This window comes from Mycobacterium intermedium, assembly GCF_002086275.1.
In the GTDB taxonomy this organism is placed as follows: Bacteria; Actinomycetota; Actinomycetes; order Mycobacteriales; family Mycobacteriaceae; genus Mycobacterium; species Mycobacterium intermedium.
The window spans coordinates 35,013-49,295 of sequence record NZ_MVHT01000030.1 but is presented as its reverse complement, the minus strand read 5'-3'; the positions used below and the strand labels follow the sequence as shown (position 1 = coordinate 49,295).

Below are 14,283 nucleotides of genomic sequence, written 5' to 3'. Positions count from 1 at the left end.
CCCACTACCCTATGCCGCTGCCGTTGCGGTCGGCGAGGCACTACGCCGCGCTACTTTGCCCGGGACGTGCGCCTCGCGTCATGATGATGCGGTGGTGGACGGTGACGCGGCGGATCCGCTTCTCCTCGGCCAGCGCGTGGTCGCGATACTAGAGACCGGTCGTCGCACGGCGACCTACAAGCTGGCTACGCTGATGGCGCTCATCGAGCATTGCATCGAGAACCTGCCGGCTAAGCCCGGCGACGCACTGCAGGTCCCCATCCCCGACCTGGCGCACCGCGTACTGGGAATCTACTGGCGGCAGGTCCGCCCGTTCGACGGTCATGAGCTGCGGCAGTCGACGCAGCCTCGCGCCCGAATACTGACGGCCACCAACGAGTTACGCGCAGCGGCGGGCTACGGCGTGGGTTCGGTCGATGCGGCGCGCATGCGTGCGCCGACGGCATACGATCGCGCCGTTGACGACGTGGTGTTGTGTCTCGCCCAGCAGCCTTTGCACCGCCTGCAGAAACTGCCCGGTTCGTCGATCAGCGATCCGTTCCTCTACGACGACTCATTCCTGCACGACCACGTGTCGCGGTCGACACTGCGGGCACACGGTGACTGCATCGAACTCAAACCCGGCGTCGCACATGGTCTCGCGCGACTGGCGGGACTGCTGAAGCCGGCGCTGGAGATCATGTGGGTCGACGATGTGCGCCGGATGAACAAGTTTCTCGACGCCGAGGTTCCCGATGTTGCGGGACACCTGTTCGGACGGGAACGGACCGCGCTCACCGCCGTCCGCGAGCCATTCAAGGAGGCGTTCGGTCCGCACTGCTTCTACTGTCACGCACACCTGCCGCCGAACAACCCGATCGACCACGTGCTGCCGTGGTCGCTGGTCGGTATCGACGGGCTGGCGAACCTGGTGCTGGCCTGCGCGCGCTGCAACGGCGACAAGAGCGGCGCGCTGCCGGCGCTGACGATCGTCGACCGCGTTCTTCAGCGCGACCGGGACGTGCTTGAACAGATCGCTTCCGAGTTGACGTGGCCTACCCAGCATGACCGTGTCCTCGCGGCGGCGCGGGGGATCTACCGGGGGCAGCCCGCGGGGGTGCCGACGTGGTCGGGGTACAAGCGAAGCGAACGGTTGGACATCAGGTTTCTTCCCTCCTGGGTGTGACGTTGACAGCGATGCCGGCGGCGACGCTGATACTTGGATCTGGTGTTCGCCGATGGTCATGTGCCATGGTCAGTTAGAGGTCACGAAACTCCGCTGGGTCGCACAACGGCGAGGAGGACACGAAAATGACCATTCGACGGGCGATCGCCATGACCACCGCGCTCACCGGCTTGGCTGTCGGTTCATCCGGTATCGCTTGTGCCGCACCAACAATGAGCGGCCATTACCTCATGACCGTGTCGTCACCATCGGGTCCGGTCAACAACGGCGATTGGTACTTCACTCCGTGTGGTGACGGATGCGCTCAAGTAGCCGTCACGCCCGACGGACAGCCGTTCGGACAGGCGCAGTTCCGTGACGGCCAGTGGACACTCGTTTGGCACTCCGACGTCATCTGCCCGAACGGCACCCGCATTCCCGGGGCCCTTTCCAGTTACGCGACGTGGGATGCGTACACGCTGGCCGGCAAAGACGAATCCGGCCCCGTTATGGAGGTGTGCGAATACACGGCGAAGCCGCGCGTCACCAACGGCCTGCAATTGACGCCGGCCGGCTAGTACGTCCCGGGGCATCACGGCGTTTGAGGGCCCAGATGTCCCGGCCCCGATTAGCAATTGTTCAGTCAGCGAACGCGGCGTACGCTCCGAAACACACGTTTCGGCATTCGTGTCAAGGAGCAGATCCATGACGATTCGTGCACTATTCGCTGCTGTCGCGATCGCAACCACCGCCTGGATTCACGCCTCCGGGGTCGCTCCGACGGCATTGGCGGAACCGGAAGAGGCCGGTTGCACCGAAGTGAGCTATAGCGGCACTTGCGTCTATAAGAACTGCACCGACGCGAAAGCACACGGCAGATGCAGCATCCCACAAGATGACCCGGCCTATTGCTCTAAGCAAGACCGCGACGGCGACGGCCTCGCCTGCGAATGCTGAAGAACTAGCCGTGCAGGGATTAGCGAGGACCAGCGGCATCGATTGCCGCCGATGCGCCTCGGCGAACATCCGATTTTTGTCAGACCTCCGATGAATACTGCCCTCAATTAAGTAAGTGATCTAGGAGGCGCCGTGAAATCGCTCGTCGGTGGGACCTTCGGCAAGTACGAAGTGAAGACCCTGCTCGGCAAGGGCGGCATGGGCGAGGTGTACGAGGCTTACGACACCGACAAGGGCCGAAGCGTCGCGTTGAAGGTGCTTCCGGATGAATACTCGGCCGACGAAACCTTTCGTACGCGTTTCCTGCGTGAGTCGCGCGCGGCGGCGGTGCTGCAAGAGCCGCACGTCATACCGATCCACGACTGGGGCGAGATCGACCGCACCCTGTACATCGATATGCGACTGGTGCGAGGGCGGACCCTGCACGACATGGTCAAGACGCGCGCCCTTAAACCACAGCGGGCGGTCGACATCGTCCGCCAAGTCGCCTCGGCGTTAGACGCGGCGCACAAACAGGGACTCATCCACCGCGATGTCAAGCCGCAGAACATCATCGTGACGCCCGACGATTTTGCTTATTTGGTCGACTTCGGCATCGCCGAAGCCAGGGGTGACACCCACCTGACCATGGCGGGCTATCAAATTGGCAGCTTCGCCTACATGGCTCCGGAACGGTTCAGAGACGAACCCACTACTCCTGCCACCGACATCTATTCGCTCGCCTGCGTCCTCTACGAAGCGTTGACAGGCAAGCCGCCATTTTCAGGCGGTACTGAGCAACTTATTGCGGCCCACCTCTCCTCGGATCCTCCGCGGCCGAGCGCGGCGAATCCCCGCGTTCCCGCCGCATTCGACGCCGTCATCGCGCGCGGCATGGCGAAACACCCCGACGATCGGTACGGCACCGCCGGCGCGCTGGCACGCGCCGCCAAACGCGCCCTTGACCGCTCTTCTCAAGATGAGGAGCTGACGAAAGAGCACGAGCACTTCAGGAGACGACCCGGCTCCACGCCGAAGGTTTCGGAACCACCATCTAGTTCAGACGATGGGGATCAACGCCTGGAGAGATACGTCCTTCCGACGCTCGTCGCGGTCGCGGCCGTTCTAGTCGTTGTCGTGATCGTCCTGGTGGTTGCCATCGCCGTTGACGACAAGTCTGGCCCCGGTACCACGACTACCGTCGCTTACCCGACATCCGGCTACCCCACGTACGGGACAACGACAACGACGTCCACGTATCAGCAACCCATTTACGAGACGACGACGACTCAGCCCTCGTATCCAACGGCCGCGCCCACAACGACACGACCGACGGTGGCCCCGACAACCGCACCAGCCATATCGCAGGATCCCGAGCAGAGAATGCGCCAAATCGCCTCTAGTGACCGGTCTTACGTTGCTACAAGGCTTGCGGACTACTGGGTCCCACAGCTCAGTGCCAAGAGATATGGAACTGTGGAGGGCGGGGTGCCGTGGGATCTACGAATGGCGCTCAACGAACACCTCCAGCTTCGGCAGACCTACGGCGCCAGGTTGCTCTGGTCTGGAAACTGGTCGACGTTCTCGGAGCGCAACTACTGGGTGACCATCGCGGACATTTCCTTCGCCACTGCTGACGGCGCGTTGATGTGGTGCAGTAACAGGGGATTCGACCGCAACCACTGCATAGCGAAGCTCGTCAGCACGAGGCACGGTGTGGCGGGGAGTACGGAGTACAACTGACAGATCGTTGGGGGGAATCTAGACGTTCCTGCGGTTCAGTTCCCCGCCAAGTCCCGAACCTGGCTCACCAGATGACGCACCTCCGCCGGTGACGGCTGCAACTCATACGCATGGTGGTGCACCGCGCGACTTAGCGAATGCCACATCCGCCGGGCCCGCTCCCCCACGTCGGCCCCCTTTTTCCTGCCCAACACAACGAGTTTCGAAGTCATCGTCGGCGGCTTCTCCCCCGTCGCACACCATGCGGCGCTCTGCTCGTTGAGCCAGTCTTCCAGCGCCAAGCGCGCCAGCAGCGCCGCGGTACGCGGCGCACGCGGCCCGAGCGCAATCTGTCCGTCCAGAACCTGGTCGGCGTATTCGAGAAGCTTGGTCCGCCCGGTCATGCGGCGCCAGCCGCAAGGTCACCGATGGCGAGCCGAGCATCGTTCACTGCCCCCTTGTAATCGGACACGCCTTGGTGGACTCCCTTGTTCACCACGGTGAGCGTGTTCCGTCGGGCGGATCCTCCCGCTTTCCATTTGTCGACTGCGATGGAGTCTTCCGCGTCACCGGCGAGCGCGAGCGCCAGCCGCTTGGCCGTCTTATTGGCTTCTTCCCAAGCGGTTTCAACGTCTTCGCGAGAATGGCCCTTCGCGAATGCCTTCGATGAGTACACGTCCCACGCGGTGGCCTCCAATGCTTCCCGACACAGCGCCGGAATCGCGGACCGCTTGATATCTTCCGGCACCGCGTCGTCGGCGGCGATGGCGAACGCGTCATCGAGCAGCCGCGTCGCCGGCCGGGTCGAATCCACCACGCTGATGGCCGAATTCATTGCCCTCGTCACCTCGACGATCCGGGCCGGCGCACGGGAGGTGCGGATCGCCGCCGGCAGGCGGTTGTCGTGGGTCAACACGATCACTTGCCGGTCTTTGGCAAGTGTGGTCAACACATCGAGGAATCCGTCGATCTTCGACGGATCCATTGCTTGGATCGGGTCGTCGAATACCAAGAAGCGGAAGGGACTTTCGGGCGATGTGGCGCGCGGAATGAAGATGGCCAAGGCCAGCGCCTGCAACTCGCCCTGGCTCATCACGCCGAATGCCTCGGTCTCCGCACCGTCGACCGCGGCCTGCAGCACCACCCGCCGGTTGGTCTTCTGCCCCTCCAAGCGAATCGCACCGAGGTCGACGTTGCTCTCCTGGCGTAGCGCCGCCCAGATTTGGCGTGACTTCTCGGTCAGCGGAGCCAGCCGCTCATTACGCAGTTGACCAGCGTTGGCCTGCAACCACTTCAATGCTTCGGTGGCGATCCCCAACTGCGGGGCCACCGCCACGGCTTCCTCGGCCTTGCTTAGCCACTCCCCCAGCTTTTGGGCCACGGGGCTCCAGGCGTCGTCTCGCGCCTTTATCAACGACGACGCCTCCTGGGCCAGCTGCGCGTAGGCGGCACGCAGCGGCGGCAGCGTGGTCTCGACGTGGTCGGCCAGTGCGAAATCGTCGTCGAGTGGCACTTCGGCGAAGTCGTCGTAGGCGCTGCGCGCGGCCGGCAACGCGGTTAGTTCGGCGTCGGCCAACGGCGGACGTGCTACCTCGCGCACCATCGCCACGACGGACGACCGGGCCTGCTGGCTCTCGGCGCGTGCGGCGGTGAGATCCCGCGCGGCGCTCTCGGCGCGCTCCAAGGCCGCGCGGGCGGCGATTGCCCAGTTTCCGTCGAGGGTGCCCTGGCCGCATACGGGGCAGCTCTGATCACCATGTTGATCGTGAAACTCGAGGCTTGACTCCAGCAGCCGCGCACGGTCGGCCGCCAGGGTGTCCGCGCGCCGCGCTTCCTGCCGTTCCGCTTCCGCGGCCGATCGCAATGCGGCACAGCGGGGTTCGGCTTCCTCGGCCGTCGGCACCGCCAGCCGGCTCGCGTGTTCCCAGGCCGGCGGCACATCCGGCGCGGTACCGGTGATCAACGGCCCGACCACATCGAGGTTGGGCTTGGTCTTCTTTACCTGTGCGAGCGCCGTCGCGGCTCGTGGATCCTCGTGAGCGGCCAGCAGCGGCTTAAGACTGTCGGCAACCTTCTTCGCTTCGGCGGCCGGCACCTTCAGCTTCTTGACCTCGTCGTCGAGAAGATTGATGGCTTCGGTCAGCTGCTCGAGACCCAGCAGCCGGTAGAGCTGGTCATAGAACTCGCTGGGCTTGCCTTCGAGAATGCTGCTGAGCTCGTCGTAGCTCAGCAGCGGTCGATACATGGTCAGCGGGGCGTCCCAGCCCAAAACGCTGACCGGTTCGCGCTTTTGGCCCTTGCGCTGGATCCAGCGCTCCAGGTCACCGACCGCCACGCCATCACCCGCGGGCCAGTCCACACCGATGGTCGTCGTACCCGAACCTTCCTCGACAATGTCGATGCGGATTTGCGCGGGATCGCCGGAATGTAGGTTGCGCCAGTTGCGCGACCACACCACAGGCTTGTCGTTCCATCGGGAGTTGACGCCGGTGAGGGCCAGCTCCAAAGCCTCGGCGAGGGTTGACTTGCCTGAGCCGTTGCGGCCGGCGATTACCGTCAGGCCTGGGCCCGGTTGAAGGGGAACAGTGACTTTGGGGCCTATCCCGCGGAATCCGGACACGGTGATCGAGGCGAGGTAGGCCCCGACGGGTTCCTCCGTTGCCTGGTCGTCGGCGTTCAGCGTCTCCGCAAGTTGCGGGGACGCTCCGCTGTCGCCCAGCGCTTCGCCCAACGCCTCGGGGTCCTCGAGCGCAGCCAGCACTGCAAGCCGCGCATGTTCACTGAGCGCATCGTCAGCATCCGCGAGCGCCAGCACATAGTTCTTCAGGGTGTTCGCCGTCCCCATGTCGCGCCTCCTGGGCAAGAGACTAGGGGCTGGGACCGACAGCTGACAGACCCAACGGTGCCCTTACCGCGCCAGGCCCGCAATCAGGGCCAGAAGTCCCTTAAATCGAGGACAAACGCACGCAGTGCAGGCGCAACAACTAGTCATAACGTCACCGGGGTGACCACCGAGCACGGCGACCTTACCGCCTTGCCCGACCGTCTCCAGGACAGGCGCGCGCGGGACCGGACGGCATGGCCTCGCGCGCCGCACACCAGTTCCCCTCCGACGAAGGAGGAGTGATGGACCTATCCACCCGTTACCTGGGACTGCAGCTGCGTAACCCGTTGCTGGCCTCGGCGTCACCGTTGAGCCAGACGCTGCACGGAGTCCGTCAGCTTGCCGACGCGGGCGTCGGCGCGGTCGTGCTGTATTCGCTGTTCGAAGAACAGGTGCGTCGCGAAGCCGACCACAACGAGCTGATGGCTTCCCCTGGCAGCGAGAGTTGCGCCGAGCCGCTCAGCTGCAACCCCAGCACTGCCGACCCCACCAGCGGCGCGCAGCGCTACCTGCGGCTGCTCGAACGCGCGGCGGCCGCCGTCGACATCCCCATCATCGGCAGCCTCAATGCATCCACCCCCGGCAGCTGGGCCCGCTACGCCCGTTGCATGCAGGACGCCGGCGCCGCGGCGATCGAGCTCAACATCTACTACCTTCCCGGCGACACCGGCGTCAACGGTGCTGCGGTCGAACAACGCCACCTCGACGTACTGGACGAGGTAAAGAGCGCCGTAACGGTTCCGGCCGCGGTCAAGCTCAGCCCCTACTTCAGCGCGACGGCTGACATGGTGCACCGGCTGGATGCGGCGGGCGCCGACGGGCTGGTGCTGTTCAACCGCTTTCTGCAGCCCAACATCGACCCCGAGACGCTCAGTACCGTGCGGGGTGTCACGTTATCGACGCCCGGCGACACCCGCTTGCCGCTGATGTGGATTGCCTTGTTGCACGGGAGGATCCGCGCCTCGCTTGCAGCCAGCACGGGTGTCGAGCGTGCCGGCGACGTAGCCAAGTATCTGCTCGCCGGGGCAGATGCGGTCCAGACAGCGTCGGCACTGCTGCGGCACGGGCCCGACTACGCGGCTGTGCTCCTGCAGGATCTGCATATCTGGATGACCCGCAAGGGCTTTCGCTCTTTATCGGAAGTCCGTGGATTGTTGGCGGGGTCCAACGCTGAGACTTCGGATGCCCAAGAACGCGCTGACTACGTCTGGGCGGTGCGCAAAGCCAACAGCGGTATGTACGACGCTTATTGAAATCGCAGTATTATCGGAGGATGCAGTCATGAGCCAGTTCAAATACGTTCGCTTCTTTGAAGAATTCGGCATCGAAGACGTGCCGCTGGTGGGTGGCAAGAACGCTTCGCTCGGCGAGATGTATCAAAAGCTATCGGGGCAAGGCATCCGGGTGCCGCATGGCTTCGCGACCACCGCCGATGCCTATAAGCACATCTTGGACAGCGCCAACGCTTGGGACGCGTTGCACGAGGCGCTCGATGATTTGGATGCGGATGATGTCACCGCGTTGGCGCGCGCCGGCAAACGCGCCCGGGAAATCGTCTACGGCGCCGGCATTCCCGCTGACCTGGCCGCCGAGATCGTGGGCGCCTACCGCATGCTGCAGGAGGAGTACGGCGAAGACGTCAGCCTCGCGGTGCGCAGTTCGGCGACCGCCGAGGACCTGCCGACGGCTAGCTTCGCCGGCCAGCAGGAAACCTTTCTCAACATCACCGGCTCGGAGAGTCTGCTGGACGCCTGCCGGCGTTGTTTCGCCAGCTTGTTCACCGACCGGGCTATCCACTATCGCGTCGACCAAGGCTTCGATCATTTCAAGGTGTCGCTGTCGATTGGCATCATGAAGATGGTGCGCTCCGACCTCGCGGCGTCGGGCGTCATGTTCACCATCGACACCGAATCCGGTTTCAACGACGTCGTTTTCATCACCGGGGCTTACGGCCTGGGCGAGAACGTGGTGCAGGGTGCCGTCGATCCCGACGAGTTCTACGTCCACAAGCCGACCTACCTGGCCGGCCACCGCGCCGTGCTGCGCCGACTGGTCGGCGACAAGGCGGTAAAGATGGTATTCGTCGAGGGCGGAACGAGAGCCACCACCCGCAACATCCCCTCCCCCAAGGCCGACCGCGCCCGGTTCTGCATCAGCGATGAGGACGTCCTCGAACTGGCCGGCTATGCCTGCACCATCGAGCAGCACTACAAGCGGCCGATGGACATCGAGTGGGCCAAGGACGGTCTGGACGGCAAGCTGTACATCGTGCAGGCCCGACCCGAAACCGCAGCGTCCCAACGCAGTTCGGCGACCGTCGAGAGCTATGTGCTCGAGGGACGGGGCGAGGTGCTCACCGAAGGGCGTTCGGTCGGCGAGAAGATCGCCGCGGGTACGGCCAAACGGATAGACCACCTCAAGAACCTGTCGGACTTCCAACCCGGGCAGGTGTTGGTCGCCGACACCACCACGCCGGACTGGGAGCCCGTCATGAAGATCGCCGCCGCGATCGTGACCAACCGGGGTGGGCGGACCTGCCACGCGGCGATCATCGCACGCGAACTGGGCATCCCGGCGGTGGTCGGTGCCGGCGACGCCACCACGCGGGTGAAGGACGGCGAGGTCGTCACGGTGTCGTGCGTGGAGGGCGACACCGGGCGGGTGTATCGGGGCGAGGTCGGCTTCCACGTCGAGAGCACAGCGGTGGCCGACGTGGAGAGGCCGCGCACCAAGATCATGATCAACCTCGGCAATCCCGACCTGGCGTTCAAGACGTCGTTTCTGCCCAATGACGGGGTGGGGTTGGCGCGGATGGAGTTTATCGTCGGCGAGTACATCAAGGTGCACCCGATGGCCCTGCTGCATCCCGAAAAGGTCGGTGATGCAGAGGCTTTGCGGACGATCGAACGACTGTTGCGCGGCTACACCGACGGGGCCGAGTACTTCGTCCAGCGCCTTTCGGAGGGTATCGGCACGATCGCCGCCGCCTTCTGGCCCAAACCGGTGGTGGTGCGGATGTCGGACTTCAAGACCAACGAATACGCCAGTCTGATCGGCGGGAGCGCCTTCGAGCCCGTCGAGGCCAACCCGATGATCGGGTTCCGCGGTGCCTCGCGCTACGCGCACCCGGCTTACGCCGAGGGCTTCGCGCTGGAGTGCCGCGCGATGAGGCGAGTGCGCGAGGACATGGGTCTGACGAACGTCATCATCATGCTGCCGTTCGTGCGCAGGGTCGCCGAGGCGGACCTGGTGCTGCAGACGATGGCCGACCTCGGCTTGCGGCGCGGGGAGAACGGTTTGAAGGTGTACGCGATGTGCGAAATCCCCAACAACGTCATCCTTCTCGACCAGTTCGCCAAGCGGTTCGACGGCTTTTCCATCGGCTCCAACGATCTGACGCAACTGACGCTCGGCGTCGACCGGGACAGCGAGATCGTGGCGTTCGACTACGACGAACGCGACGACGGCGTCAAGGAGATGATCCGCCTGGCCGTGGAAGGTTGCCAGCGCAACGGGATTCACTCCGGGCTGTGTGGGCAGGCGCCGTCAGACTATCCGGACATGGCGGAATTCTTGGTGCGTTGCGGCATCGACTCGATCTCGTTGAACCCGGATGTGGTGGTGAAGACGACACGGCAAATTCTCGAGCTGGAGCGGCAGGCGGTGGCCCAGAACTGAGTCGACGGTCCTGAGTATGCTGGGCGCGCCCACGATCTTGCCGGAGGACCAATGAAGCTGACCAATCCCCTTCGCCATCCGTTCCGCGTGCCACGGGTCGAGAAGCCGCGCGCGGAAGGTCGCTTCTTCCTGCCCGACGGCCGCCGCCTCGGCTACGCAGAGTTCGGAGACCCTTCAGGCCCGGTGGTGTTGTGGTTCCACGGCTCACCCGGCGCGCGACGCCAATTCCCGTTGGTCGGGCGGCGCGCCGCCCGCGAGCTCGGCCTGCGCGTCATCCTCGTGGAGCGGCCGGGTTCGGGGATGTCCGATCCGCACGCCTACGACGCGATTGCGGATTGGGCAACCGACATGGCGCACGTGGCCGACGCACTCGGTGCGGAGCGATTGGGCGTCGTCGGCCTCTCCGGCGGTGGCCCCTATGCCCTGGCCTGCGGTGCGGTTTCACCGCTGGCTGAGCGGGTGGCAGCCGTCGCCGTGCTCGGCGGCACGGTTCCGTCAGTCGGTCCCGATGCCGTCGCCGGCACCGTCTCCGACCTGGCCCGGCGCTTCGCCCCGGCAGTGTCGGCGCTGCGCGGGGCGATGGCCGCGACGACAACCGGACTGGTGACGCCGCTGATCCCGTTCGCGCACTACGCCATACAGGGAGTTGCCGGCTTGATGCCCGAGGGCGACCAAGTGGTCTTCGCCGACCCCGAAATCGAGGGCATGTTCATCGACGACAACCTCGTTTGCATGAAGGGCGGCTTCCAGGCCATTTACGGCGACGCCCGACTCTTCGGGCGCGACTGGGGTTTCCGGTTCGCCGACGTGCAGGTGCCGGTGCGGTGGTGGCACGGCGACTCCGACCCCATCGTGTCGCTCCCTGCCGCCGAAGAGGCCGTGTCGCGGCTGCCCGGCGGCGAGCTCGTCCTGCTGCCGGGTACGAGTCACCTGGGTGGGTTCGCGCAGGCCGACGAGGTGCTCAAGTTCGTTCGGGCACAGTTAGATGGGGCGCCTGAATCGGTGGTACCCGACGTCGACAGCCTCTGATTCCTCTCCGCGAGTACGTCCGCGTACGGCGGGTCCCGGGACGGCAGTTCTTGTCGGTGGCCCGTCATACAGTTTTCCCACGAGAAGGGGAAGACGATGGGTGTACCGAAGTTATTGGGGGCCTCGCTGGCGATGTGCGCAGCGGTGGCATTGTCGGCGCCGGCTCGCGCCGATCAATATGACTTCATTTCGCAACTCGACAGCATGGGCGTGAGCTACGGGTCGCTGTCCGACATGATCGACATCGGTAAAGCGGTCTGTCACGATCTGCGGAATGGTGTGACACCACCCCCGGTGCTCGCCAAATTGAAGAGCACGGGGTTCGCGCCAGCCGAGTCGGCGATCATCCTGTTGTCGGCCATCGACAACATGTGCCCGGACACGAAGGATGACGTCGTCGCGTGGGCGCGGAGCAACGGTTACACGGGTCCGGTGTACTGATTCGATGTCGTTTGGGCGCGCAGGCTCTTGCCGGCACCGAGTTTGCCCTGCGCCTGGGCGAGATTCGTCGGGTGCGCTGTGGCTGACGGGATTCCAGGGGATTGTCCACGAATCCGTCTTGATTTCAGTGGCGTTCACTTGACTTCTGACTTCGCGTGGCGCCGTCGGCTGCCGCTGGAAAGCGGTGGTGGTAGCCATACGATCTGACGGCACGAGAATGTCGGTGCCTCGCCCTAATATCCCACCGTGCCATGTTTGAACCCGCATCTTCGGCTTTACCTACCCCACGACCCGTTCGCTCGGATTCCGCACCACATCGGGGGGTGCCGCGTCCGATGAAAACGGTAGTGACCATCAACATCCGCCACGGGGGTGGAACGACCGACCGTGTCGATGCCCTTGTCACTCGCATGCTCGGCTACGACGCCGACATGCTGGTGGTTTCCGAGTTTCGTGCAAATGCTAATGGCGCCCGTCTGCAAGCAGCGCTCGAAAGGTCCGGTTACGCGACGTCGCATCCCGTCGCCGCGCCTAGGCAAAATTCCGTACTCATCGCGTCGCGATGGCCAATCGAGCGCTCCTGGGCGTTCAGCCAGACTTTGGAATCTCACCATTTATGGTGTGCTGCAACGACAGAGATGGCTATCTGTGGGGTGTACATGCCCCAGGGCGCCGCCAAGGTTTCATACTGGGAGTCGCTGATCCAACACGGTGTTGGTAGCGGGATAGATTTGTTCATCGGTGACTTCAACACCGGCAACAATGATTTGGATAAGGATCCGGGCGGCACGAAGTTCTACGGCCCGGAATTGCCCGGCCGGTTTATAGGCACCGGCTATATCGACATCTGGCGCGCGCGACATCCCCGAACGCGTGAATACTCCTGGTTCAGCCCCACCAAGGCCAACAACGGCTTCCGTCTCGACCACGCCTACGCCCGGCCCGGACTGAACGAGCGGGTCGTTTCCTGCGAATTCGATCACACTCCAAGGCTTCTCAATGAGACTGACCACTCGGCTCTGATCGTGTCGATTGCATCGGACTAAGGGAGGTGGACCCCCGGTGAACTGGTGCGGGCCCTCTCGCTCGTTCGACTGCTCACGCACAGGCAGCTAGACCACAGCGGAAAGCGCATCCAGTTATGCAGGCTTCTTCAATCGTCGTAGGGTTGCAGCGCATTTCTCACAGGGAAATGTGGCTGCGTTTGCAGAAGCGGTTTGGATATGACCGCAATTTGCGCACCTTACCTTGGTCGCCAGATCGGCGTGTGCATCATTCGGATCTGCGCTAGCCGGCGGTGTGTCGGTGCTAACCGCAAGGGATGGAGTCGGCGCGGCAGACACCACGCGCGCCACGGCTTCGGCGGCGGCAGCCCGAGAAATCTGGATTATCCAGTAGAGCCCGCTCGCTGATGCGACGACGAGCCTGCCGTACAGCATGATCGGCAGAGTTCGGTTGTTCTTGTATCGACGATCGGGACCACCTTTGACGTTTACGTATTGCCACGTGTAATCGACTTGCACAGCGTCTCGGGGCGGCGTCCCGCTCTCTATGAAGCGCTGTTCTTGGTGGAACACACGCAATTCTTGGTAGTCGACATCGCTGTAACGGTTTCCTTCTCGCACCAATAGGCGATCCGGCAGAAAATACAAAGATGAGTTACCGGCGGTGATTGAGGGAATCGAGATATTCGTAGCTAGCTGTTTGATCTTGCTCGACGTGGACGCCGTCGCACCAATGGTTCGAACGAGTGCGCTTGCGCCTGCATTCACTTTGTAGTTGTACGTACCCACGACGTCACCGGACTGGATAACTCGCCAGAGTCCTTGCGATTGGGTTAACCAATGCCAGTCGGCGACTAACGAGTCAAACCACTGATGGGCGCCGTCATGAACGTCATAGAACAGGACGACCGTTCGTCTGGCCTGGTCATTGAAGTACAACCAAACGCAGCCGACGCCGCCGAGAACCCAAATTATCAATCCCCATGGCATCGTCATGAGGCCCAGCAGAATAACTACAATTGCTACTGGCCACCACCACACGAAACGTGCGGCCGCAGCATTCAGTTGGTCGACAACGTCACCTCGACCGGTCGGCTCCAAAGTCATGGCCGTTGCACCGGTCACGTCTTCCATGACGATGTCACTCGGGCGGTACGCAAGTTGATGGTCTTGGACAGGTTGTTTAGGTCCGACGAATGACCGTCGATCATTTCCGTTTAGCGACGCACGGTAGTAGACGCCATTGCGGCCGATGTGTACGTAGTTGCCGCGCGGCCCAGTGCCGACACGAAACCCGGGAACACCCACACTGACGCCGACGCCCGACTTGCTCAGGTTGAATCGGAATGGCCCCGCTTTGACACTCTTACGGACATAGAAGCCCATGGCGCTACCTCGCAAACCAGTCGTTGAAGCCCGACAGAGCGGCTCCGATTTGGGGCGAA

12 protein-coding genes are annotated in these 14,283 nt (G+C 63.6%); 9 read left to right on the top strand and 3 right to left on the bottom strand.

Going from position 1 to position 14,283, the window contains the following annotated elements:
• The first annotated feature begins 91 nt into the window (after positions 1-91).
• From BST27_RS12845 to BST27_RS12830, 4 genes are all read left to right on the top strand, one after another.
• Positions 92-1,165, top strand: a complete 1,074-nt coding sequence (locus BST27_RS12845) for an HNH endonuclease (RefSeq protein WP_372515551.1) — start codon at positions 92-94, stop codon at positions 1,163-1,165.
• 125 nt (positions 1,166-1,290) lie between these two features.
• Positions 1,291-1,722, top strand: a complete 432-nt coding sequence (locus tag BST27_RS12840; RefSeq protein ID WP_069420658.1) for a hypothetical protein — start codon at positions 1,291-1,293, stop codon at positions 1,720-1,722.
• A gap of 127 nt (positions 1,723-1,849) precedes the next feature.
• Positions 1,850-2,101, top strand: coding sequence for an excalibur calcium-binding domain-containing protein (locus tag BST27_RS12835; protein WP_069420659.1), 252 nt, complete (start codon positions 1,850-1,852; stop codon positions 2,099-2,101).
• 132 nt (positions 2,102-2,233) lie between these two features.
• Positions 2,234-3,823, top strand: coding sequence for a serine/threonine-protein kinase (locus BST27_RS12830; protein WP_069420660.1), 1,590 nt, complete (start codon positions 2,234-2,236; stop codon positions 3,821-3,823).
• 35 nt (positions 3,824-3,858) lie between these two features.
• Here BST27_RS12830 and BST27_RS12825 read toward each other — a convergent pair whose 3' ends face one another.
• Together BST27_RS12825 and BST27_RS12820 are read right to left on the bottom strand one after the other, a co-directional pair.
• The gene (locus BST27_RS12825) at positions 3,859-4,206 is read right to left on the bottom strand and encodes a hypothetical protein (RefSeq protein WP_069420661.1); all 348 of its coding nucleotides are present in this window, start codon (positions 4,204-4,206) and stop codon (positions 3,859-3,861) included.
• A complete protein-coding gene (locus BST27_RS12820) occupies positions 4,203-6,647 on the bottom strand; it encodes an AAA family ATPase (protein ID WP_069420662.1) in 2,445 nt (814 codons plus the stop codon). Before BST27_RS12820 ends, BST27_RS12825 begins: the two co-directional genes overlap by 4 nt.
• A gap of 281 nt (positions 6,648-6,928) precedes the next feature.
• Between BST27_RS12820 and BST27_RS12815 the strand changes: the two genes are divergently transcribed.
• The 5 genes from BST27_RS12815 to BST27_RS12795 all read left to right on the top strand — a co-directional run bounded on the left by BST27_RS12815 (position 6,929) and on the right by BST27_RS12795 (position 12,880).
• A complete protein-coding gene (locus BST27_RS12815) occupies positions 6,929-7,939 on the top strand; it encodes a dihydroorotate dehydrogenase-like protein (protein WP_069420663.1) in 1,011 nt (336 codons plus the stop codon).
• 28 nt (positions 7,940-7,967) lie between these two features.
• On the top strand, positions 7,968-10,364 hold the full coding sequence (ppsA, locus tag BST27_RS12810) for a phosphoenolpyruvate synthase (protein WP_069420664.1): 2,397 nt from the start codon (positions 7,968-7,970) through the stop codon (positions 10,362-10,364).
• A 51-nt stretch (positions 10,365-10,415) separates the two neighbouring features.
• Entirely contained in the window at positions 10,416-11,393 is a 978-nt protein-coding gene (locus BST27_RS12805; RefSeq protein ID WP_069420665.1) for an alpha/beta fold hydrolase, read from the top strand.
• A gap of 96 nt (positions 11,394-11,489) precedes the next feature.
• Complete coding sequence (locus BST27_RS12800; RefSeq protein ID WP_069420666.1) at positions 11,490-11,834, top strand: DUF732 domain-containing protein; 345 nt, start codon at positions 11,490-11,492, stop codon at positions 11,832-11,834.
• 347 nt (positions 11,835-12,181) lie between these two features.
• The gene (locus tag BST27_RS12795) at positions 12,182-12,880 is read left to right on the top strand and encodes an endonuclease/exonuclease/phosphatase family protein (RefSeq protein WP_232007358.1); all 699 of its coding nucleotides are present in this window, start codon (positions 12,182-12,184) and stop codon (positions 12,878-12,880) included.
• 93 nt (positions 12,881-12,973) lie between these two features.
• On the opposite strand, the gene BST27_RS12790 is transcribed toward BST27_RS12795, so the two are convergent.
• Positions 12,974-14,224: a DUF4236 domain-containing protein gene (locus BST27_RS12790; RefSeq protein ID WP_069420668.1), complete on the bottom strand. Its 1,251-nt coding sequence runs from the start codon at positions 14,222-14,224 to the stop codon at positions 12,974-12,976.
• Positions 14,225-14,283 lie beyond the last annotated feature (59 nt).